Source organism: Paenibacillus amylolyticus (assembly GCF_047302515.1).
Lineage (GTDB): Bacteria > Bacillota > Bacilli > Paenibacillales > Paenibacillaceae > Paenibacillus > Paenibacillus amylolyticus_G.
Window position 1 is genome coordinate 1,032,386 of the sequence record NZ_CP168019.1, and the last position, 21,396, is coordinate 1,053,781.

The window sequence follows — 21,396 nt, forward strand, 5'->3', positions numbered from 1 at the left end:
ATGGACTTCAAAATGCCCTCAACTTAATGCAGATTTCAAATCCTCAAGTAAATCCTCAACATCCTCGATCCCAACGGAGATACGAATCAAACCATCCGTGATCCCCAATTCTTGCCGACGTTCATAAGGAATGGAGGCATGCGTCATTCGGGCAGGTACAGAGATTAAACTTTCCACCGCGCCCAGACTTTCAGCCAATGTGAAATAACGGACTTTGCTTAACATGTCATCTACTTTTTCAGCACTGCCTACATCAAAGGAAACCATACCGCCATATCCTCTCGCTTGCGTGGAAGCGAGCTTGTGCTGTGGATGGTCGGGCAACCCGGGATAATAGACTTTGCTTACTGCTGGATGCTGATTCAGAAATATCACAAGCTGCTCTGTATTGCGTTCTTGCGCTTCCATCCGTAATCCCAATGTTTTAAGACCTCGCATTAATAGCCAGGAATCCATAGGGCCCAGGACTGCGCCAATTGCATTTTGAATAAAATGCAGATCTTCACCAAGTTGCTCGCCGTTGACAACCGCAAGTCCTGCCACGACATCACTATGACCACCGATATATTTCGTTGCAGAATGAAGTACAATATCTGCCCCCAGAGCCAGCGGGGTCTGCCAATAAGGCGTACTAAACGTATTGTCCACGATGAACAGTAATTCATGTTGTTTCGACCAAATCGCTACAGCGGCAATATCGGTGACCTTGAGTAACGGATTGGTAGGTGTTTCTACATAAATGGCCTTTGTATTGGATTGCAAAGCCTTTTCCAGTGCTTGTAGTGAGGTGGTATCTACGAAGGTAGACTCGATCCCCAGACGATTCAGCACCTTGGTGAAAATGCGATAAGTCCCGCCGTATACATCATCCGTCAGAATGACGTGATCTCCAGTTTTCAACAGAGACAGTACAGCATGAATTGCAGCCATTCCCGAACTAAAAGCAAAACCTCGAACGCCATCCTCCAGCTCTTTAATGACTTCTTCCAACGCATGACGGGTAGGGTTGCCTGTACGTGAATATTCGTATCCTTTGTGTACGCCAACCGATTCTTGCTCGTACGTGCTTACTTGATAGATCGGTACACTCACGGCTCCAGTGTGTGGATCACCAACAATACCTGCATGAATCAGCTTGGTTTTTGGTCTCATTTTATTGTCCTCCATTATAGATATTTTGGCTTAAATACCGTTCGCTGCTATCCGGGAAAATAACAACGATGTTACTTCCGGGAGCTGCTTGAACGGCTTCGTTTAATGCGGCTTGCATAGCTGCACCTGAGGAACTTCCTACCAGTAAGCCTTCCAACAAGGCTAGATCCTTGACCCGCTCATAGGCATCTTCATCTGAGATCGTATGAATGGCATCAAAGTAACTCACATCCATAAAAGAAGATAACGTTTCGACCCCTATTCCTTCTGTACGATGGGGTCCCGATGGACCTCCTGCGAGGATCGAACCTTCGGGTTCTACGATACATGTTTTAATTAACGGGTTTTGCTCCTTCAAATAGCGAGATACTCCCATGAAAGTTCCGCCAGACCCGGCTCCGGCGACATATACATCCACCTGCCCGTTCAGATCACGCCAAATCTCAGGGCCCAGATGTTCATAATGTGCGAGTGGGTTATCCGCATTGGAGAACTGACCTGGAATATACGAACCCGGTATTTCTTTCGCCAGCGATTCCGCCTTGCGTATGGCACCAGTGATTCCTTCGGATGTGGGTGTGTTGACGACCGTAGCACCAAGGGCTTTCATCAACTGCTGCTTCTCAACGCTGAACTTCTGAGGTACCGTGAAAATGACCTTTAAATTTAGGCCTACAGCCGCGATTGCAAGACCAATTCCTGTATTACCGGCGGTAGCTTCAATCACCGTTCCACCTGGCTTAACATCTCCTCGTGCCAAGGCTTGCTCCAATAAAAACTTGCCGATCCGGTCTTTCACACTTCCTCCAGGATTCATGAATTCCAGTTTGGCGAACAGGCGGATTCCTTCCGGTAATGGATAACGAGTTAATTCAAGCAGAGGTGTATTACCTATAAGTTCCTGTACATGTTGATAAACGGTCAAATTAACCAAACTCCTTTTTGCGTTCATTAACTATACATATTGGTTTACTCGGGAAAAGTGCGTGATAAAACCATATTTCGATAAAATAGTCTGTAATACATCAATTGTTGTATAGTGTTCGGCTCGATGATAGATGGAGAGTTGACCTAGAATACCTGGTGGTGTGTCTAGAGATTGGACGTGGGTTTTTACTTTTAGTATGATAGAGGGGAATACATACACTGGAATACAAAGGAGGGTATGAACTATGGATTGCTTATTTTGCAAAATTGTAGAGGGCAGCATTCCCTCCAATAAAGTACTGGAGAATGACCATGTTATCGTTTTTCATGACATCCAGCCCGCTGCACCGACACATGTTCTTGTCATTCCGAAGAAACATATTGCTTCCATGAATGAAGTTACTGCAGAAGATCTGCCATTGATCGGCGAGATTCATCTGGCTGCTCAAGAAGCAGCGAAGCGTCTTGGTGTGGAGGAAACAGGATATCGCTTAATCAACAATTGTGGCAAGGATGGAGAACAAACCGTTCATCATCTGCATTACCATTTGTTGGGTGGTACCAGACTTGGCGTGTTGACAAGTCTGTCCGATTCTCACAAATAAACGAGCTGATGGGTACTAATATTGTGGATTAAGTCATATGCATTAAATCCACGAATGTGTGACCAAATGCTTATATAATGAATTCATTTCATAATACCTTTGAGTTATAAAAATGGATTCAAATAAGTGATCATTACATTGAGGTTGACACCTTTATTATCTTTCGCCTATAATGTAAGATGATGAACCGTGTTATTGCTCTTGGACGGTCTGGTCGGAGGGAGGGAAAACTGGTGTCTGAAACTAAAGTTCGCAAAAACGAGACTATTGATGCTGCACTTCGTCGTTTTAAACGCTCCATCGCTAAAGATGGCGTATTGGCTGAGGTGAAGAAACGTAAGCATTATGAGAAGCCAAGCGTAAAGCGCAAGAAAAAGTCCGAGGCTGCTCGTAAGAGAAAGTTTTAGGAGGATTTTAACTACATGAATCTTAGCGAACGATTGAACGAAGATATGAAGCAAGCGATGAAGAGTAAGGACAAGTTCAGACTCTCCAACATTCGGTTGATTCGTTCGACGATCAAGAATCTTGAAATAGATTTGAAAAGAGATTTGGATGACAACGAAGTGCTTGATATCCTGAGTCGTGAAATCAAACAGCGCAAAGATGCCCTCCAAGAATTTGACAAAGCGGGCCGTGAAGATCTCGCGGCAAATGCAAAAGCGGAAATTGAAGTACTCATCCAGTACCTTCCCACACAGCTTACCGAAGAAGAAATTAAAGTTATTGTACAGCAGACCATCCAGGAAACCGGTGCTTCTTCGAAAGCCGAGATGGGGAAAGTCATGGCGGCCCTTATGCCGAAAGTTAAAGGCAAAGCGGACGGCAAACTGGTAAATCAAGCAGTTCAACAATTTCTGCAATAAAGCAAATCAATAAACACCTTCTGACTTGTCAGGAGGTGTTTTTTCCATTTATCAGAAGGCGTGATGTCCTTGGGATGACGAAATTTCTTTTTAATGGTTAATATATATTATTATGGATTTTTATTCTTGCAATTGATTGAGTTTTCAAATATAATTTTAAGATTTTGAAACGAAATGTTGCATTGCACGTAATAAATACCATAAGCTGGACAGTATAACATTAATGGAAAAGGGGGGACTATTGTGAAGGGAAAGCGCCGGAAGAAGCTTACGGGGCCATTGATGCTCTTAATGCTGCTGACGCTGTTGCTTCCTGTCTGGATTGGATCACCGTCAGCGCATGCAGCTGAGAAGAGTGGTGCCGTATATATTATTCCGGTTGATAAACCAATCGAGCAGGGACTTGGCAAGTTCATGGAACGCGGGTTCAAGCAAGCAGAAGAGATGAATGCTGGCCTGATCGTTCTTGATATCAATACGCCGGGAGGCCGTGTCGACACTGCAGAAGCATTGGGTACCCTAATTAAGGACAGTCCGATTGAGACTGTTGCATTTGTCCGTGGAGATGCTGCTTCAGCCGGGAGTTTTCTGGCTCTGAATGCAGATAAGATCGTAATGTCACCAGGCAGTATGATTGGTGCGGCAGCAATGGTGGACAGTACGGGTAAACATGTTGATGATCCAAAGCTTGTTGCATTCTGGAAAAGCAAAATGCAGGGAGCGGCTGAAATCAGTGGTCGTGATGGCAAGATTGCAGCTGGAATGACGGATGTTAACATCGTTGTTGAAATGCCAGAGATCAATAAAACCAAGCAAAAAGGTGAAATTATTGCTCTCTCGGCTGAAGAAGCGCTGAAAGTCGGTTATGCCGACCACATCAGCAACACACCGGAAGAAGCGGCAGCTTGGCTTGGTTACAGTCAGGATGACGTATTTAAGGTAGAACGAACGACAGCGGAGAATATCTCCTCTTTTCTTACCAATCCGGTTGTGATGACTGTGTTATTGTTCCTCGGAATCGCGGGTGTGATCATTGAATTGATTGTTCCTGGTTTTGGAGTTCCTGGTATTGTAGGTATCGTGTGTTTCGTGTTGTATTTCTCGGGTAATTACATTGCGGGATTTGCCGGAGCAGAGACATGGGTGCTATTTACCGTCGGACTCATCATGATAATTCTGGAGATGTTTATTCCGAGCTTTGGTATTCTGGGGATTTTGGGATCAATTGCGCTTGTGGCCGGTGTTGTAAGGGCTGCTTATGATACGAGTGATGCATTTGTATCTCTGGGTATCGCTTTTGGAGCAGCGCTGGTAGTCATTGCGATCATCTCAATTATCTTTAAGGATCGAGGGATATGGAATCGGTTCATACTGAGTGACAGCATGTCTGCGGACCGGGGTTATTCATCAGCCACAGAACGCAAAGAGCTGGTTGGTCTGCAAGGAATCAGTCTGACTCCGCTTCGTCCTTCTGGAACAGCGATGTTTGAAGGGGAACGAATTGACGTTGTGACCGACGGAGATTTTATTCCCATCGATACTCCGATTATTGTGATTAAAGCGGAAGGTACCCGGATTGTGGTTCAGCAAGCTTTGCCGGTGTAACTCGCTCTGTTGTCGAAGCGGATTAACGCTTCGACAATGTACATAACCACGTAGCTGAAGCTGCCAGCGAGGTGGTGCATTCTTTCATTTAGCAGCGGACTTATGAATGCCTTCTCAAATGTTTTTATCAAATTCAAATTGCAAATGGAGGAAATTAAACAATGGACACATCTATGATTACGATTTTGCTCATTGCGGTAGTAGGTATTATCGTATTGAGCGTATTCTTCAGCTTTTTCCCGGTTATGCTCTGGGTTTCAGCGATTGCATCCGGCGTACGCGTAAGTATTATTACACTGGTAGCGATGAGACTGAGACGTGTAACGCCTAGCCGTATCGTAAATCCACTGATCAAAGCCACCAAGGCGGGTCTTAAATTAACCATGAACCAACTGGAAAGTCACTTCTTGGCCGGTGGTAACGTTGACCGTGTTGTAAACGCTCTGATTGCTGCACAACGTGCCAACATTCCACTCGAATTTGAACGTGCTGCTGCGATTGACCTCGCAGGTCGTGACGTATTACAAGCCGTACAGATGAGCGTTAACCCACGAGTTATCGAAACACCGATTGTCTCTGCGGTTGCCAAAGATGGTATTGAAGTTAAAGTTAGAGCGCGGGTTACGGTTCGTGCCAATATTGACCGTCTCGTCGGTGGTGCTGGTGAAGAAACGATCATCGCCCGTGTTGGTGAAGGTATCGTAAGTACGAACGGTTCCTCCAATTCTCACAAAGACGTCCTGGAAAATCCGGATCTGATCTCCCGTACCGTATTGTCCAAAGGTCTGGATGCAGGTACTGCTTTTGAAATCCTGTCCATTGATATTGCGGACGTTGATGTAGGTAAAAACATTGGTGCCTTCTTGCAAACAGAGCAAGCAGAAGCTGACAAACGAATTGCTCAGGCAAAAGCAGAAGAGCGTCGTGCAATGGCCGTAGCCCAAGAGCAAGAGATGAAAGCACGCGTAGTGGAAATGAGAGCACGCGTTGTTGAATCCGAATCCCAAGTACCTTTGGCGATGGCTGAGGCACTTCGTAACGGTAAAATCGGTGTGATGGATTATATGAACCTGAAGAACATTGAAGCGGATACTCAAATGCGCAACACATTGGGAAAACCTGGTGAAGGTTCGAATTCCAACGATCAGGGTGATTCCAAAAACGGAAGATAGGCGGTGAGTGCATATGGGCCTATTTGAATGGATTTTTGATAATCTGTATATTGTGGCCGTCATCGGTTTTGCACTCTTCTCCTTCTTGGGGAAAGCTGCCAAATCGGCTGATCCGAACAAAAAGCGTCCTGCCAACGGGATGCCTACATTTGGAGGCAGTGGTGATTCAGGCCGGGATGAACGTTCAAGAGACAATTCATCTCCGCAGCAGTCTTCCGGACCTACAGACCCCCGCTATGGTGAACAGTATGACGATCGGTATGATGACGTGCAATATGAGAATCAGTATGATGAGCCGTATTCGGAGCCTGCTGCATCTTCTCGCCCCGCAACTGACTACAGAAGTGAGGGCACGATGAGTGCGATGGCAAATTCACTTGAGGAACAGATGAGAGGCATGGAAGAACAGCAACGTTTGATCGAAGAACGCTTGAATCGCATCTCTTCTGCGAATCGACCAGTTGTGTCTGATTCCAGTTGGGATGAGACCAGCACCGATGGATCGGGAGCGTCTCCGCTTCGCCCTGCTGATATTCGTACAGGTGTTTTGTGGGCGGAAGTACTGGGTTCCCCTCGTTCCAAACAGCCCTTTGGCACAAGAGGGAAACTGTAATTAATTAAATTGCTGGACGGAAATAAAGCCGTCTCTGGTGAGCATAAAGCCGCCGGAGACGGCTTTTTCTGTGTTCGATCCTTTTTTCTCAACATTCGTCCCTAACACGCCCCGGAATTTTCATAAATTCATGAATCTGCGCATAAGTTGAACTGTAGAGGAAGGGGGAAGACCTTCGAATGACCCGGATCAGCCGCAAGCTGCGCAGATGGACCAGTGAAGTGTTGGATCTGCCGCAGGATGTGCTTTATGATATGCCACGGTTAACCCTGATCGGCAGTAAGCAACTGTATATAGAGAATCATCGCGGTGTCATCCATTTTACACCGGATCGTATCGTGTTGGCTCTTTCCCAAGGCCAGTTAGAGATCAAAGGAACTGCCTTGGTGATACGTAACATTTTGCCGGATGAAGTAGCTGTTGAAGGAACAATTCTGGATATTCATATGAATGGAGTGGAGGGGAACGGATGAAGCAGCCCAGTCTGTACAAACTGCGGGGAGCAGTCCGAATCACGGTCACTGGGGGAGACATTGAAACATTAATCAACACGGTGGCAGAGCAGGGACTGGAAGTTTGGGACCTGCGTGCTCACGATGGACGCGTGGCAGAGATGAATATTCTGCTGCCGCATTTTTTCAGGTTGCGTCCTGTGTTGAAACGGACAGGCTGCAGGGTGAAAGTAACCCATCGCAGCGGTTTCCCTTTTTTTGCGGCCCGATTATTGCGGAGGAAGTTCTTTCTTGGGGGTATGCTGTTTTTTGTGGCAGCTTTGTTTGCGTTGTCGTCCATGGTATGGAGTGTGGAGGTCAAGGGTAACGTCACCATTCCCACCGACGAGGTGCTTGCAGCAGCGAAGAAAGAGGGCATATATCCTTTGCAATGGGGGTTCCGTCTGCAAAGCCAAGACAAGCTCTCCAGGCAGCTTGCACTCGCTCTGCCGGATGTAACCTGGATTGGCGTGAGCAAAGAGGGGACAACCATTACCATTCAGGTCGTAGAATCGGCGCAACCAAAGCGCGAACCATTACTGAATCCCAGACATCTGATCAGTAAGTCAGATGCAGTGGTCACTCAAATCTATGCGGAGCAGGGACGCCCTGTTGTTCAGAAGGACATGCGTGTCAAAAAGGGTCAGGTATTGATCTCGGGGATTCTCGGGGATGAGGAGAACACCAAAACCATCGTTGCCAAAGGCGAAGTACGTGGTCTGGTATGGCGTGAGTATCAGGTAGAGGCTCCGCTGGTGCAAAAACATAATACAATGACAGGTGAGAGCAAAGAACGTTTTTACATGGTACTGGGGAATTGGGCGATTCAACTGTGGGGGTACGGTAGTACACCATTCACTTCATTTGATACCGAGAGTAATCATAAACCATTGACGTGGCGATCCTTTACACTTCCTATGGGTTGGCTGACAGAGAAAGATCTGGAGACCCAAGAGCATGAGCAACAACAGACGATAGAATGGGCCAGAACGAAAGGATTGGAAGGAGCAAGGAACGATATTATCGCCAAAAACGGCAAAGGAACAAAAATTATAAGTGAAAAAATTTTGCATGAGAAGAAAGAGAATGGTAAAGTTTATATGAAAGTCTTATTTGAAGTAGAAGAAAGCATTGCGGAAGAACTTCCGCTAGTCCATAGTCAAGGAGAATGAGGATATTTGTCAGAGCAAACACGCAGCATACAAATCTCCCTCCAGAGTGCGGGAGAGGGCCAATCTCTTTTTGGACCCCAAGATACTTTTCTTAAACTGATTGAATCCGAGATTCCCGCCCAGATTGCATCCCGTGAAGCGGAGATTGTGATTTTTGGCAACGCACAGCAGGTGGAATCACTTGAACAATTATTTGATGTGTTACTGCAATTGATACGCAATGGATATGTGTTAACCGAGAGAGATGTGAAGTATGCGATTGAACTTGCCAAGGATATGCGGGCAGACCAGCTATTGGATCTGTTCAAGGGCGAGATTACGACGACATACCGAGGTAAACCAATCCGTGTTAAAACCATTGGACAGAAGCACTATGTAACTACAATTAAAAAACGTGATATTGTATTTGGCATTGGTCCTGCCGGTACGGGTAAAACCTACCTTGCTGTTGTACTGGCTGTTGCCGCAATTAAAGAAGGCAGCGTCAAACGCATTGTACTCACACGGCCTGCTGTTGAAGCGGGAGAGAGTCTTGGATTTTTGCCAGGTGATCTTCAGGAGAAGGTAGACCCTTATCTGAGACCGCTGTACGATGCCCTATATGACGTAATGGGACAGGAACAGACCGCGAAGGCACTGGAGCGAGGGTTAATCGAAATCGCGCCACTCGCCTACATGCGGGGGCGTACGCTGGATGACTCCTTCATCATTCTGGATGAAGCACAGAACACAACGCCGGAACAGATGAAGATGTTTCTAACCCGTCTTGGTTTTGGCTCCAAAATGGTCATCACCGGAGACGTGACACAGATTGATTTACCGCGTGGCAAGAAATCGGGGCTTGTGGAAGCGAATACGATCTTGAATGAAGTTAACGAGATTGGATTTGTCTATTTTGCCGAGCAAGATGTTGTACGGCATTCCCTTGTCCAGAAAATTATCGTGGCTTACAACCACGCCGCAGAAAATCAAGCATAGAAAGGGATTGTCTAAAGTGACCTCGAAGGAACCGTCAAAAGGCAAATCTTTTCAGAATAAGGCTACAGGATGGAAGTATAGCGTGTGGGCACGCTATCTTCTGTTTTTGTTTCTGGTGATTCTTTTCTACGTGAGTCTGGCTTCCAAACTGCTCCCTGAGCGCTATGATATTCAGGAAGGGACACGGAGTGAAGTGGATATTGCTGCGCCCATGCAGATTCCGAATAACAAGGCCACACTCAAAGCACAGGAAGAAGCTGCTGAACGGGTACAGCCGATATTTCAGATTGTCCAGTTGCGAAACGAAAATTTGATGACTACCCTGCTTGACCGTGTAGATCGATTAAATCAGGATGATCAGATTTCAAGTCAGGACAAGATTGATATTTATCGGGATGAAATTCCGCAGCGCCAGAAGGACTTTGTGACCAACTATATCAATAATAATCGGAAAGCCGGTACATACTCCGAGACTCTTTTGGAAGAGATCAGAAATGTGGTACAGGAGCAAAGCTACCGTATTCCCGAAGAAACTTACATCAAAATCTCACGTCTGACATCGGATGATATCCAGGAGATGAAACCGGTTGCGAGGGATATTGTTGCCCGGTTAATGACGGATCAGATCAGCGATGCAACCACTGCTCGTGCCAAAGTAGCCGAGATGGTGAGTGTCAGCTCTCTTGGTAAGCGTACGCAACGTGAGGTCGTTCAAGAGCTTGCTCGCCTCGTGGTGACCGCTAACCGCTTCTACGATGAAGAGGGAACCAAGGAAGCGAAAGTTCAGGCGCGTGAGAATACGCAAACCGTCTTTATCAAGCAAGGGGACACATTAGTTGCCAAGGGTGAGATGATCACCCCGGAGATGTATACTTTGCTGGATGAGAATGATTTGCTGAAAAATGAAGTGAACTACTGGCCACAGCTTGGTCTTCTTATGTTTTCCTGCCTGTTGTCAGCAGCCATTCTGATGTATATTCAGCAAGGCAGCGGAACACATTTCAAATATAATAATGCGCAGCTGTTGATGCTTGTTCTCATTTTTATTATTACGATTGTGGTTATGCATGTGACAGCGATTATCCAAACCAATGAGAGGTCTTATGTGGGCTTCCTTGCACCTGTTGCGGTAGGAGCGATGTTAATTGCGCTCTTGCTGGATACGTCGCTTGCCTTTGTATGTTCGATTTTGATCGGTATGTTGTCCAGCATTATTTTGAATACGCATCAGGGTCAACTTTTTGACTTCGAACTAGGTTTCTTCGCTGTATTGGTTTCATTTGTTGCGATCTTCGCAACTCATAAGGCTAGCCAGCGATCAACAATCCTGAAAGGGGCCATTATGGTCTGTCTGTTCGGGTCCATAGCCGTCTTCACCTTGGCTTTGATTGACTCGGGTGATTGGAATCGAACCACGACACTGTATGGTGTTGGGTTTGCATTTGCTGGTGGCGTACTGACTGCGATTCTGGTTATTGGGCTGATGCCATTTTTTGAAACTTCATTTGGCATTTTGTCAGCGCTCAAACTGGTAGAACTATCTAATCCGAACCATCCGCTTCTTCGCAAGTTGCTGACGGAGACACCGGGTACCTATCATCACAGCGTTATGGTAGGGAATCTGTCCGAAGCAGCAGCAGAAGCCATAGGAGCTAACGGATTGCTCTGCCGAGTCGGTTCGTATTATCATGATATTGGCAAGACGAAGCGCCCCATCTATTTTATTGAAAATCAGAACAATATGGAGAATCCACATGATTCAATTGATCCGAAACTGAGCAAATCCATTATCGTTGCCCATGCGCGCGATGGGGTGGAAATGCAGAAGGATTACAAGCTGCCCAGACCTATTCGGGATATTGCGGAACAGCATCACGGCACGACATTTCTCCACTATTTCTATCACAAAGCACTGCGCCAGGCGGAAGAGGCAGGCGTTGAGCCTGATTTCACGGAAGAAGATTTCCGTTACCCCGGGCCGAAGGCTCAGTCCAAGGAATCGGCTATTGTTGGCATTGCTGATAGTGTAGAGGCTGCTGTGAGATCTTTGCGCAAACCGACAGTGGAGCAAGTGGAGTCCATGATTGAGAAGATTATTAAAGGACGATTGGATGATCATCAGTTCAATGATTGTGACCTTACGATGCGTGAACTGGATATCGTCGCCAGAACATTGAAGGAAACGGTGATGGGTATATTCCACTCCAGGATAGAATATCCGGAGGAGATTAAGAAACCAAAGCCAACTTCACCTGAAGCAGGCTAATTCAATAATATGAGCAGACAGGAGTTATGAAAGAATGAGTCTTAATCTGGCATGGAATAATGAACAACAGGATAAAGAAATTACAGAACCGATGATTGCAATGCTGGAACAGTTGCTGAATCTCGCAGGAGAAGCGGAAGGTGTTGCAGACGGGGAAGTGGCTCTAACTTTTGTGAATGATGAGCAGATTCATGAGTTGAACCGTGATTATCGCGGCATTGACCGTCCTACGGATGTACTGTCTTTTGCGATGAACGAAACGGTAGATGAAGAGCTCGATATTATCTATGAGCTGGACGAAGATGAAGAAATGGAAGAAATGCCGGATGTTCTTGGAGACATCATCATTTCCGTACCACGGACCATCCTGCAAAGTGAAGAGTATGGACACTCATTTGAACGTGAACTTGGTTTTCTGTTTGTCCATGGTTTCTTGCACTTGCTCGGATACGACCATCAGGATGAAGCAAGTGAGGCTGAAATGATGGGCAAACAAGAAGCGGTATTGGCCCAGGCCGGGTTGACACGATAATGAAAAGACGCTCCTGGGGTCTGGTATTCCGCAATGCTGCGGAAGGAATCGCATATGGGTTGCGGACTCAGCGTAATGTGAGAGTTCACACGGGAGTGGCTATTTTGATGTGTGCAGCCGGCTTTTTTTTCAGAATCTCAAGAACGGATTGGATGTTTGTGCTGACCGCTGTCTTTTTGGTCCTGGTGACTGAATTGATGAACACGGCTGTAGAAGCAGCGGTTGACTTGGCACACCCCCATATCCATCCGCTGGCAAAAGCGGCAAAGGATACCGCGGCCGGGGCAGTTCTGCTGGCTGCGGTATTCGCCGTCATCATCGGTTGTATCGTTTTCATCAAGCCGGTGATGAGCTGGCTAGGTTTGTACTGATTTTGTTTTAACCTTGTTTTGATTTGATTTTAATACTACACAAATTTGTGAAGTTTAGACCTTTTTTAAGTTGAACTTGTAGACATTACACGATAATGAAGAGGACAGAAATAAACCTGTAGAAGCGAAGCGTTCGCCTTTATCCCCGGATTTTCACATTGAAAAAGTGAATCAAAAAATCTGGGGATAACAGCGATCCAAGGGTTATTCTGGACTCGGAGTGACTAGTGTAAAATTGGCTTTGGTTGAGCTTAATTCGTAGGTACTAACTTTATATTGCACCCTAAGGGAGAGAATATTAATGGATAACGGTTTGTTAATGCAAGAAGCAATTAAGGCACGTACGAAGGCGTATACGCCTTACTCCCATTTTGGTGTTGGCGCGGCTTTGCTTGACAGTGAAGGTCATGTGCATCATGGTTGTAATATTGAGAATGCTGCGTATACACCAGGTAATTGTGCTGAGCGTACGGCGATGTTTAGTGCCATTGCAGGTGGGCAGAAGCCTCGCAGCTTCAAAGCGATCGCCATTGTGGGAGACACGGATGGTCCGATTGCTCCATGTGGCGTATGTCGTCAGGTCATGTACGAACTGTGTGAACCTGATATGAAAGTCATCTTGGGGAACTTGAAAGGTGATCTGCAAGAGACCACCGTTGCTGAACTGTTACCTTGGGCTTTTGGGCCTTCTGATCTGAATTCTGCCAAAAAATAAACCAATATTCCAGGCCTAGGCGCCTGAGGAGGAACATATGAAAAAACAAAAATTCAAATCCGGTTTTGTAGCCATTATCGGACGTCCTAACGTTGGTAAATCCACTTTGATGAACCAAGTCATCGGACAGAAAATTGCAATTATGTCGGACAAGCCGCAAACAACCCGTAATAAAATTCACGGTGTATATACATCGGACAATCAACAGATCGTTTTTCTGGATACACCAGGGATTCATAAACGTCAGTCCAAATTAGGCGATTATATGAACCAGACCGCTTTGAACACACTGAGTGAAGTAGAAGCAGCCTTATTCTTGATTGATGCTTCCGAAGGTATGGGCGGTGGTGACCGCTATATTGCGGAACAGCTAAAAAATATCCGTACGCCTGTCATTCTCGTCATGAACAAAATTGACAAAATTGAGCCGGAAGCGCTGTTACCACTTATTGAAGAGTATCGCAAATTACACGATTTCGCTGAAATTGTGCCTGTGTCTGCCAAGCATGGCAATAATGTCAGCACATTACTGGAACAGCTCGGCAAGTATTTGCCTGAAGGTCCACAGTACTATCCTGATGACCAAGTTACTGACCATCCGGAGCAGTTTGTATGTGCCGAGTTGATTCGTGAGAAAATTCTGCAAATGACTCGTGAAGAAGTACCTCACTCCATTGCTGTAACGATCGAAGATATGAAAGTGCAGGATAATGGTGTCGTTTATATCTCAGCCGTCATTTTTGTGGAACGGGATTCCCAAAAAGGGATCATTATCGGGAAGCAAGGTGCCCTACTGAAAGAAGTGGGTAAACGAGCTCGACACGACATTCAGAACTTGCTCGGCTCCAAAATTTTCATGGACCTGTGGGTTAAAGTGAAAAAAGATTGGAGAAATCAGGATAGAGTTCTGCGTGACCTTGGCTTTGGCCGTGACTGATCGTCGGAATTGTATCCAGTAATTGCAACACATAGTTTACCTTGCAAGACTCCATCCTATTTGGTAGATACAGACGTCATTTCCGAAGAGAGGATGAAATTCCGATGCGAGATTTTTCGTGGAAGGTTTTTGCGATGACGGGGGATGTGGAGTCCTATTTGTTATATACCGAGGCGTGTAACTCGTTAGGACAGGAGACGGATAATGCAAGGGAAGTGATTGAAGATGAAGAAGCCGAAGGATAACTGGCTGATTCGGGAATGGTTAGGTGACGAGGCATGCTATACAGGGTGGAAGGGATTGTCATCCGCAGCATGGACTACGGCGAAGGGAACAAAATCATTACACTTTGCACCGAAAGCGGCGGGAAAGTAGGGGTACTCGTCCGCGGTGCCAAAAAGCCCAAGAGCCGACATGCTGCACTGGTGCAGCCGTTTACGTATGGTCAATATGTATATTTTCGCAATACAGGTCTAGGCACACTGAACGCTGGAGAAATTGTTGAATCCTATCATGAGTTGCGTGAAGATCTGGTCAAGGCCTCTTATGCCTCTTATGCGTGTGAACTATTGGATCGGGTGCTTCAGGATGAAGAGACAGGTACATTTTGGTTCAAACAGTTAAAGGCGTGTTTGCAGGCGTTGAAGGAAGAGAAAGATCCGGTTGTTATTACAAGTCTGTACGAAATGAAAATATTACAGGCATCCGGATATGGTCCACAGTTCGATGAGTGCATCTCCTGCAACCAGGAGCGACCAGATGAGCAGTTGTTTATAAGTCCCAGACTTGGTGGCGTCTTGTGTCGAGCGTGCAAACATTTTGATCCTCCAGCGATGTCAGTCAGTCCAAAGGCTCTGAAGTTGTTGCGTTTGTTCGCACAGTTGGATCTGCAGCGCTTGGGGAATATTTCAGTGAGTGAGTCTACCCGTGATGAGATCAAAAAGTTGATGCGTGCTTTTATGGATCATCAGCTCGGTCTGAATCTTAAATCCCGTTCTTTCCTCGATCAGATGGAGAAGTACGGGATTTGAGGCGTTTTGGTGGAAGTGAAACTATATCTTGACTTCATACTAGATTTTATATATTATGAAATATAATTTCTCTTTATGAGACATGCATTGAACGAGAAAGTAAAAGACTGGATTTATTGAATTTATGGAGACAAGTCGTTGTATAACACTTGGGAATCATGAATGAGCGAGCCGGGGATGGTGGGAGCCTGGCTGAATCGGTTTTTGAAACGGCACTCGGGAGCATGAATGGACACGGAAAAGTGGGCTGGAACGAACAGGATCATCCTGTTTGATCTAAGCCAAGTAGGGTGGAACCGCGGGAATAGCTCTCGTCCCTACGTCTGTACAACAGGCGTAGGACGGGGGCTATTTATTGTTGTCTTCACCGTCCTAAGCTTGCTAACAAACCATTGAAAAGGAGCATGATTATGAATTTTCAGCAGATGATTCTAACGCTGCAACAATTCTGGGCCGAGCATAACTGTATTATTGTCCAGCCATACGATACGGAAAAAGGGGCAGGTACGATGAACCCGATGACCTTTTTACGCTCGCTTGGACCCGAACCTTGGAAAGTGGCCTATGTGGAGCCTTCCCGTCGTCCTTCGGACGGACGTTATGGTGAGAACCCTAACCGGCTGTACCAGCATCATCAGTTCCAGGTCATCATCAAGCCTTCTCCGGACAATATTCAGGAAATTTACCTGGAAAGTCTAAAGCGTCTTGGCATTGATCCGCTCAGACATGATATTCGGTTTGTTGAAGATAACTGGGAGAATCCTTCCCTTGGTTGTGCAGGTCTTGGTTGGGAAGTATGGTTGGACGGAATGGAAATTACGCAATTTACGTATTTCCAACAGGTTGGTGGAATCGAGACAAATCCGGTAGCTGTTGAAATTACGTACGGTATGGAGCGTTTGGCTTCTTACATTCAGGATAAAGAGAATGTGTTTGATCTGGAATGGGTGGAAGGTATCACTTATGGTGATGTATTCCGTCAGCCAGAATTCGAGCACTCTAAATATACGTTTGAAGTATCTGATGTCAAAATGCTGTTTACACTCTTCAACATGCATGAAGAAGAAGCAAACAAAGCCATGGCGCAGCATCTGGTATTCCCGGCATATGACTATGTGCTGAAATGTTCCCACACGTTCAACCTGTTGGATGCACGTGGAGCCATCAGTGTAACGGAACGTACGGGTTACATCACACGTGTTCGTAATCTGGCTCGCCAAGTCGCTGCAACATATATGGAAGAGCGTGAGAAGCTAGGCTTCCCGCTGATCAAGAAAGGGGGAGCCGAGCATGTCTAAGGATCTGTTGTTTGAAATCGGGCTGGAAGAAGTACCTGCACGCTTTATGCGCGCAGCAATCGCACAGCTGCAAGAGCGTGTCGTGAAATGGCTTGACGCATCCCGCATTGCTTATGGTGAAGTGAATGCATATGCTACACCGCGCCGTCTGGCTGTTTTGATTCAGAATGTGGCTGAAAAGCAGGAAGATATCGAGGAAGAAGTGAAAGGTCCTTCACGCAAAATTGCCCTGGACGACAGTGGTAATTGGAGCAAGGCTGCACTCGGATTCGCCCGCAGTCAAGGTGTTGAACCGGACCAGTTCACGTTCAAGGAATTGAACGGTGTCGAATATATCTATGCTACGAAGAGCAGCAAAGGTGTGGAGACGGCTTCTGTTGTTAGCGAAGGATTACTTTCTGTATTACATGCCATGACGTTCCCAAAATTCATGCGTTGGGCTTCCTATGATTTCAAATTTGTACGTCCAATCCGCTGGATTGTGGCTATGCTCGGCAGTGAGGTTATCGATCTGGAAGTGACAGGTATTAAGTCGGGCAATGTCACTCGCGGACATCGTTTCCTCGGTAAGGAGGCCGTGATCTCCACTCCGTCTTCATACGTGGAAGTGTTGCGTTCCGAACATGTCATTGCTGATATCCAGGAACGTGAACAGATGATTGTATCCCAGATTCAGGCACTGGCTGCTGAGAAAAAATGGGATATTGCGATTAAGGAAGACTTGCTGAAGGAAGTCCTGTTCCTGGTGGAAACACCTAACGTATTGTTCGGAACATTTGACTCTTCATTCTTGAACATTCCACAAGAAGTATTGATTACTTCCATGCGTGAGCATCAGCGTTATTTCCCTGTACTGGACAATGAAGGACAATTGTTGCCATTCTTCGTGACGGTACGTAACGGCGGAAGTGATTCACTGGACGTTATTGCCAGAGGGAATGAAAAAGTTCTGCGTGCACGTCTGTCTGATGCCAAGTTCTTCTATGAGGAAGACCAGAAACTTCAGATTAAGGATGCATTGTCGAAGCTGGAAAGTATCGTCTTCCAGGAAGAATTGGGAACGGTTGGAGATAAAGTGCGTCGTATTCGCAAGATTGCCGATGGACTTGCTGCCAAACTGCAAGTATCCGGTGATGTTGCTGAATCTGTTAGCCGCTCAGCAGATATCTGCAAATTCGATCTGGTGACACTGATGGTGGGAGAATTCCCGGAACTGCAAGGTGTGATGGGTGAGGATTACGCTCGTAAAGCTGGCGAAAAAGAAGAAGTGGCTAAAGCGGTATTTGAACACTATCAGCCACGTTTCGCTGGAGATCAATCCCCTGCTTCTCTTGTTGGTGCCATTGTGAGTGCTGCGGACAAAATGGATACAATCGTGGGTTGTTTCTCCATCAACATTATTCCAACGGGTTCTCAGGATCCGTATGCGCTGCGCCGTCAGGCTGCAGGTATTGTACAGATTTTGCTGGATCACAAGCTTCCGCTGACATTGTCAGACGTGTTCGGAGTAGCACTTCAAGTGCATGCCCAGATGAACCTGTTGAAACGTGCAGATGAAGAGGTTCGTAAAGATCTGCAAGACTTCTTTGGTCTTCGTGTGAAAAAATTGTTGTCCGAAACCGTCCGCTACGACGTAGTGGATGCCGTAATTTCTTCCGGATTCGATGATATCAGCGCTGTGGTTCCAAAAGGTGAAGCGTTGATGGCGGCTGTTCTGACAGGAGACGCATTCAAAACAACGGTTGAATCGTTCAACCGTGTGGGCAATCTGGCTGCCAAAGCATCCAATGCTTCCGTACATCCAGAACTGTTCACAGAAGATGGAGAACGTCAGTTACATGAGGCATGGAGTAAAACGAATGCAGAATATCGTCAGGCGTTGACTCAGCATCATGCTGCTGAAGCACTGGCTATTGCATCTGCCTGGAAGGATGGTATTACCTCATTCTTCGATTCGGTCATGGTTATGGCCGAAGATGAGGCTGTTCGTGCGAACCGACTTGCCTTGCTCGCGGCTATTGATCGTGACTTAAAAGGATTTGCTGATTTTTCCAAGTTGGTTTGGTAATTGGGCGTATTTCATGAGTCGTTTTCCACAGACTTGGCGCAAAGCTGAAATTCAGTATTAAAGAAGGATATATGAGGGTATAAATATACGGAACGGGTTGTGAAATGTATTTTTTACAACCGCTCCGTATTTTAGCCTTTGATTTCCCTCGTTCCGGCAGAAGGATTTTGCCTGGCCGGGGTCGTATATAACAATATGCAGCTATTTTATGAAACCGGGTGGTCTGGGTTTGAGTGAGTTAAATATACGCCACATTGTTGTGGATGGTGATGCTTGCCCGGTCAAAACCGAGATTGCGCAAACCGCTCGCCTTTTCAACATCCCCGTATTGTTAGTCTCTTCATTTGATCATTTGCTTCAAGGAGGAGAAGGGGTACGAACCGTGCAAGTGGATCGCAGTGATCAGAGCGCAGACCTGTATATTGCTAATCATATTAAGCCATATGATGTGGTTATCACTCAGGACTATGGACTTGCGGCACTTGCGCTTGGCAAACGTTGTTATGTTTTGTCCTTTCGTGGTCGTGAGTTCAACGATCGTGACATTGATTTCATGTTGGATTCTCGTCATACTGCGGCCAAAGCACGAAAAAGAGGCCATTACGGGAAAGGCCCAAAGCCTTTCACAGAGCAGGATCGAGAAATGTTTCAACATAAACTGACAAAACTTTTAAAAGATTTGCAGGAGAATGTGTAAGTTTATCGAATTATATTTACGTGTTGAAGAGATGAAGGTGGCCAGAGATGAGTACCGGACAAGGCGGTATACCCGAAAGTATTATTGAATCGGTGTTACAGCAGAATGATATTGTCGATACGGTGAGCCGATTTGTGCATCTGACCAAACAGGGGAAGTATATGAAAGGCCTCTGTCCTTTTCATTCCGAGAAGACGCCTTCGTTCACCGTTACACCTGAGAAACAAATTTTCTACTGCTACGGTTGCGGCACGGGTGGAAATGCCATCAAATTCAGGATGGAAATCGAAGGGTTATCCTTTCCCGAGGCTGTCAAAACGATGGCGGAAGAAAGTCACATCTCTATGGGGGACTGGCAAGGGCGTGAATCTGCTCATGTGAATCCGGAGACGGAACGTCTGTTGGAGGCTTATGAGCTTACCGCGAAGCTGTATCATTTTTTGTTGAAAAATACAGAGCACGGCAAGTCAGCCATGGAGTATTTACGCTCAAGAGGTTTTGGCGACAAGTTGATTGACCAGTTCCAGATTGGTTTTGCACCAAATCGTTGGGACACACTGGTACAATTTCTTGAGAAACGTAACTATCCGCTCGAAGAGATGGAAAAGGGTGGACTTCTGTCACCGCGAAATGAAGGTCAGGGATATGTGGATCGATTCCGAGACCGGATTATGTTCCCGATTAATGGCAGGAGCGGTAAGCCGATTGCATTTGCAGGACGCATATTGGGAGATGGGCAACCGAAGTATCTAAATTCACCGGAAACCCGGTTATTTAACAAAAGCCGTGTTCTCTATAATCTGCATCATGCCAAAAATGCAATTCGCAAACAAAGACAAGCCATTTTGTTCGAGGGATATGGTGATGTCATCTCCGCATGGGATCAGGATATCCAGAATGGTGTAGCGGCAATGGGTACTGCGTTAACCGAGAATCAGGCACTGATGCTCAAAGGGATGTGCGACGAAGTCATCATATGTTATGACGGCGACAGAGCAGGACAGGCTGCTGCACTCAAAAACTTCCCTATTCTTGAGGAAGCTGGATTGCAGGTCAAAGTGGCTCTCATTCCCGAGGGACTTGACCCGGATGATTTTATCCGGAAGCATGGTGGTGAACGGTTCCGAAACCAGATTGTGGACGGTGCCGTGACAACTACAAAATTTAAACTTATAAACTTAAAAAAAAGCCATATACTGCTAGAGGGTGGCGGACAAATCGCCTATTCGAAAGAAGCAGTAAAGTTGATTGCACCCTTACCTTCTCCAACAGAAAGGGAAGTGTATCTTCGTGAACTGGCTGCAGAAGTGGACGTATCCTTCGAAACATTGAAGCAGGAGTGTAATGAAGAACGGGAGGCGATGAAAAATAACCTCCAGTTTGGGGATAATAACCCGAAAAGGTGGAATAATGGTAGGCAACAAAATAGGCAGGTGCCTACACCCAATCTGTTGCCGGCTTACCACGCTGCTGAACGCAAACTGATCGCCTGGATGTTGCAGGATGATGAGGCTGCCCAGTACGTGAATGAGCATCTTGGTGAAGCTTTTAATTTGGATGATCATGCAGCTATTGCTGCTTATCTATATGCCTACTATGCGCAAGGCAAACCGTCGGATACAAGCCGTTTTATGTCTTCACTGCATGACGATCGCCTGGAAAAAACGGTCAGTTCAATCTCGATGATGGATGGTCCAGGTGAATGGAGTATTCAAATGCTCGATGATTGCATCAGGGAAGTGCTGAAGCATCCGCGTAAGAAAGAGTACGATTTGAAAAAAGAAGAAATGATTGCTGCAGAGCGGGCAGGTGATTCTGTACGCGCGGCACAGATTGCAATTGAAATGATTGCCCTAGAGAGACAGTGAACGTCTGATGATTAGATGTTTCTAGGGAGGAG

At 46.1% G+C, this 21,396-nt stretch carries 23 protein-coding genes; 21 read left to right on the forward strand and 2 right to left on the reverse strand.

What is annotated here, in order from left to right; translation table 11 throughout:
• Nucleotides 1-18 precede the first annotated feature (18 nt).
• On the reverse strand, nucleotides 19-1,152 hold the full coding sequence (locus ACDJ59_RS04435) for a bifunctional cystathionine gamma-lyase/homocysteine desulfhydrase (protein WP_413407804.1): 1,134 nt from the start codon (nucleotides 1,150-1,152) through the stop codon (nucleotides 19-21).
• A gap of 1 nt (nucleotide 1,153) precedes the next feature.
• The gene (locus ACDJ59_RS04440) at nucleotides 1,154-2,077 is read right to left on the reverse strand and encodes a PLP-dependent cysteine synthase family protein (protein ID WP_413407805.1); all 924 of its coding nucleotides are present in this window, start codon (nucleotides 2,075-2,077) and stop codon (nucleotides 1,154-1,156) included.
• A 247-nt stretch (nucleotides 2,078-2,324) separates the two neighbouring features.
• On the opposite strand from ACDJ59_RS04440, the gene ACDJ59_RS04445 reads away from it, so the two are divergent.
• From ACDJ59_RS04445 to dnaG, 21 genes are all read left to right on the forward strand, one after another.
• Nucleotides 2,325-2,684: a histidine triad nucleotide-binding protein gene (locus ACDJ59_RS04445; protein ID WP_024628477.1), complete on the forward strand. Its 360-nt coding sequence runs from the start codon at nucleotides 2,325-2,327 to the stop codon at nucleotides 2,682-2,684.
• Nucleotides 2,685-2,917: 233 nt separating this feature from the next.
• Nucleotides 2,918-3,091: a 30S ribosomal protein S21 gene (gene rpsU / locus ACDJ59_RS04450; RefSeq protein ID WP_005547957.1), complete on the forward strand. Its 174-nt coding sequence runs from the start codon at nucleotides 2,918-2,920 to the stop codon at nucleotides 3,089-3,091.
• Nucleotides 3,092-3,106: 15 nt separating this feature from the next.
• A complete protein-coding gene (locus tag ACDJ59_RS04455; protein ID WP_017687237.1) occupies nucleotides 3,107-3,550 on the forward strand; it encodes a GatB/YqeY domain-containing protein in 444 nt (147 codons plus the stop codon).
• Nucleotides 3,551-3,832: 282 nt separating this feature from the next.
• Entirely contained in the window at nucleotides 3,833-5,155 is a 1,323-nt protein-coding gene (locus tag ACDJ59_RS04460; protein ID WP_413409722.1) for an NfeD family protein, read from the forward strand.
• Between the two features lie 161 nt (nucleotides 5,156-5,316).
• Entirely contained in the window at nucleotides 5,317-6,327 is a 1,011-nt protein-coding gene (floA, locus tag ACDJ59_RS04465) for a flotillin-like protein FloA (protein WP_017687239.1), read from the forward strand.
• A gap of 13 nt (nucleotides 6,328-6,340) precedes the next feature.
• Nucleotides 6,341-6,940, forward strand: coding sequence for a hypothetical protein (locus ACDJ59_RS04470; RefSeq protein ID WP_413407806.1), 600 nt, complete (start codon nucleotides 6,341-6,343; stop codon nucleotides 6,938-6,940).
• Nucleotides 6,941-7,119: 179 nt separating this feature from the next.
• Nucleotides 7,120-7,413 carry a sporulation protein YqfC gene (yqfC, locus tag ACDJ59_RS04475; protein WP_017687241.1) on the forward strand — a complete coding sequence of 98 codons (294 nt, stop codon included), beginning with the start codon at nucleotides 7,120-7,122 and terminating at the stop codon, nucleotides 7,411-7,413.
• Nucleotides 7,410-8,603, forward strand: a complete 1,194-nt coding sequence (yqfD, locus tag ACDJ59_RS04480) for a sporulation protein YqfD (RefSeq protein ID WP_413407807.1) — start codon at nucleotides 7,410-7,412, stop codon at nucleotides 8,601-8,603. The genes yqfC and yqfD overlap by 4 nt, the downstream gene beginning before the upstream one ends.
• Before the next feature lie 6 nt (nucleotides 8,604-8,609).
• Nucleotides 8,610-9,581, forward strand: a complete 972-nt coding sequence (locus tag ACDJ59_RS04485) for a PhoH family protein (protein WP_017687243.1) — start codon at nucleotides 8,610-8,612, stop codon at nucleotides 9,579-9,581.
• Nucleotides 9,582-9,597: 16 nt separating this feature from the next.
• Nucleotides 9,598-11,847 carry an HD family phosphohydrolase gene (locus ACDJ59_RS04490; protein ID WP_036674803.1) on the forward strand — a complete coding sequence of 750 codons (2,250 nt, stop codon included), beginning with the start codon at nucleotides 9,598-9,600 and terminating at the stop codon, nucleotides 11,845-11,847.
• Nucleotides 11,848-11,881: 34 nt separating this feature from the next.
• Nucleotides 11,882-12,379 (forward strand): rRNA maturation RNase YbeY, encoded by a 498-nt coding sequence (ybeY, locus tag ACDJ59_RS04495; RefSeq protein WP_036674804.1) that lies wholly within the window; start codon nucleotides 11,882-11,884, stop codon nucleotides 12,377-12,379.
• Nucleotides 12,379-12,750, forward strand: coding sequence for a diacylglycerol kinase family protein (locus ACDJ59_RS04500; RefSeq protein ID WP_253439393.1), 372 nt, complete (start codon nucleotides 12,379-12,381; stop codon nucleotides 12,748-12,750). The genes ybeY and ACDJ59_RS04500 overlap by 1 nt, the downstream gene beginning before the upstream one ends.
• A gap of 301 nt (nucleotides 12,751-13,051) precedes the next feature.
• Nucleotides 13,052-13,465: a cytidine deaminase gene (locus ACDJ59_RS04505; RefSeq protein WP_017687247.1), complete on the forward strand. Its 414-nt coding sequence runs from the start codon at nucleotides 13,052-13,054 to the stop codon at nucleotides 13,463-13,465.
• 37 nt (nucleotides 13,466-13,502) lie between these two features.
• A complete protein-coding gene (era, locus tag ACDJ59_RS04510; protein WP_017687248.1) occupies nucleotides 13,503-14,402 on the forward strand; it encodes a GTPase Era in 900 nt (299 codons plus the stop codon).
• A 104-nt stretch (nucleotides 14,403-14,506) separates the two neighbouring features.
• A complete protein-coding gene (locus ACDJ59_RS04515) occupies nucleotides 14,507-14,647 on the forward strand; it encodes a YqzL family protein (RefSeq protein ID WP_413407808.1) in 141 nt (46 codons plus the stop codon).
• 33 nt (nucleotides 14,648-14,680) lie between these two features.
• Complete coding sequence (recO, locus tag ACDJ59_RS04520; RefSeq protein ID WP_047843778.1) at nucleotides 14,681-15,433, forward strand: DNA repair protein RecO; 753 nt, start codon at nucleotides 14,681-14,683, stop codon at nucleotides 15,431-15,433.
• A 149-nt stretch (nucleotides 15,434-15,582) separates the two neighbouring features.
• Complete coding sequence (locus tag ACDJ59_RS04525) at nucleotides 15,583-15,708, forward strand: hypothetical protein (protein ID WP_413407809.1); 126 nt, start codon at nucleotides 15,583-15,585, stop codon at nucleotides 15,706-15,708.
• 135 nt (nucleotides 15,709-15,843) lie between these two features.
• Complete coding sequence (gene glyQ, locus ACDJ59_RS04530; RefSeq protein WP_413407810.1) at nucleotides 15,844-16,731, forward strand: glycine--tRNA ligase subunit alpha; 888 nt, start codon at nucleotides 15,844-15,846, stop codon at nucleotides 16,729-16,731.
• Nucleotides 16,724-18,799: a glycine--tRNA ligase subunit beta gene (glyS, locus tag ACDJ59_RS04535; protein WP_413407811.1), complete on the forward strand. Its 2,076-nt coding sequence runs from the start codon at nucleotides 16,724-16,726 to the stop codon at nucleotides 18,797-18,799. The genes glyQ and glyS overlap by 8 nt, the downstream gene beginning before the upstream one ends.
• Nucleotides 18,800-19,007: 208 nt before the next feature.
• The gene (locus ACDJ59_RS04540; protein WP_047843776.1) at nucleotides 19,008-19,496 is read left to right on the forward strand and encodes a YaiI/YqxD family protein; all 489 of its coding nucleotides are present in this window, start codon (nucleotides 19,008-19,010) and stop codon (nucleotides 19,494-19,496) included.
• 47 nt (nucleotides 19,497-19,543) lie between these two features.
• A complete protein-coding gene (dnaG, locus tag ACDJ59_RS04545; RefSeq protein WP_036615029.1) occupies nucleotides 19,544-21,364 on the forward strand; it encodes a DNA primase in 1,821 nt (606 codons plus the stop codon).
• The last annotated feature ends 32 nt before the right edge of the window (nucleotides 21,365-21,396 follow it).

What these genes read in the sequence shown, in the direction of transcription:
- glyQ (WP_413407810.1), top strand. Translation starts at nt 15,844, where the DNA reads ATGAATTTTCAGCAGATGATTCTAACGCTGCAACAATTCTGGGCCGAG.
- ACDJ59_RS04460 (WP_413409722.1), top strand. Translation starts at nt 3,833, where the DNA reads ATGCTCTTAATGCTGCTGACGCTGTTGCTTCCTGTCTGGATTGGATCA.
- yqfC (WP_017687241.1), top strand. Translation starts at nt 7,120, where the DNA reads ATGACCCGGATCAGCCGCAAGCTGCGCAGATGGACCAGTGAAGTGTTG.
- dnaG (WP_036615029.1), top strand. Translation starts at nt 19,544, where the DNA reads ATGAGTACCGGACAAGGCGGTATACCCGAAAGTATTATTGAATCGGTG.
- ACDJ59_RS04505 (WP_017687247.1), top strand. Translation starts at nt 13,052, where the DNA reads ATGGATAACGGTTTGTTAATGCAAGAAGCAATTAAGGCACGTACGAAG.
- recO (WP_047843778.1), top strand. Translation starts at nt 14,681, where the DNA reads ATGCTATACAGGGTGGAAGGGATTGTCATCCGCAGCATGGACTACGGC.
- ACDJ59_RS04470 (WP_413407806.1), top strand. Translation starts at nt 6,341, where the DNA reads ATGGGCCTATTTGAATGGATTTTTGATAATCTGTATATTGTGGCCGTC.
- ybeY (WP_036674804.1), top strand. Translation starts at nt 11,882, where the DNA reads ATGAGTCTTAATCTGGCATGGAATAATGAACAACAGGATAAAGAAATT.
- era (WP_017687248.1), top strand. Translation starts at nt 13,503, where the DNA reads ATGAAAAAACAAAAATTCAAATCCGGTTTTGTAGCCATTATCGGACGT.
- ACDJ59_RS04435 (WP_413407804.1), bottom strand. Translation starts at nt 1,152, where the DNA reads ATGAGACCAAAAACCAAGCTGATTCATGCAGGTATTGTTGGTGATCCA.
- floA (WP_017687239.1), top strand. Translation starts at nt 5,317, where the DNA reads ATGGACACATCTATGATTACGATTTTGCTCATTGCGGTAGTAGGTATT.
- glyS (WP_413407811.1), top strand. Translation starts at nt 16,724, where the DNA reads ATGTCTAAGGATCTGTTGTTTGAAATCGGGCTGGAAGAAGTACCTGCA.
- ACDJ59_RS04455 (WP_017687237.1), top strand. Translation starts at nt 3,107, where the DNA reads ATGAATCTTAGCGAACGATTGAACGAAGATATGAAGCAAGCGATGAAG.
- ACDJ59_RS04445 (WP_024628477.1), top strand. Translation starts at nt 2,325, where the DNA reads ATGGATTGCTTATTTTGCAAAATTGTAGAGGGCAGCATTCCCTCCAAT.
- ACDJ59_RS04515 (WP_413407808.1), top strand. Translation starts at nt 14,507, where the DNA reads ATGCGAGATTTTTCGTGGAAGGTTTTTGCGATGACGGGGGATGTGGAG.
- ACDJ59_RS04500 (WP_253439393.1), top strand. Translation starts at nt 12,379, where the DNA reads ATGAAAAGACGCTCCTGGGGTCTGGTATTCCGCAATGCTGCGGAAGGA.
- yqfD (WP_413407807.1), top strand. Translation starts at nt 7,410, where the DNA reads ATGAAGCAGCCCAGTCTGTACAAACTGCGGGGAGCAGTCCGAATCACG.
- ACDJ59_RS04540 (WP_047843776.1), top strand. Translation starts at nt 19,008, where the DNA reads ATGAAACCGGGTGGTCTGGGTTTGAGTGAGTTAAATATACGCCACATT.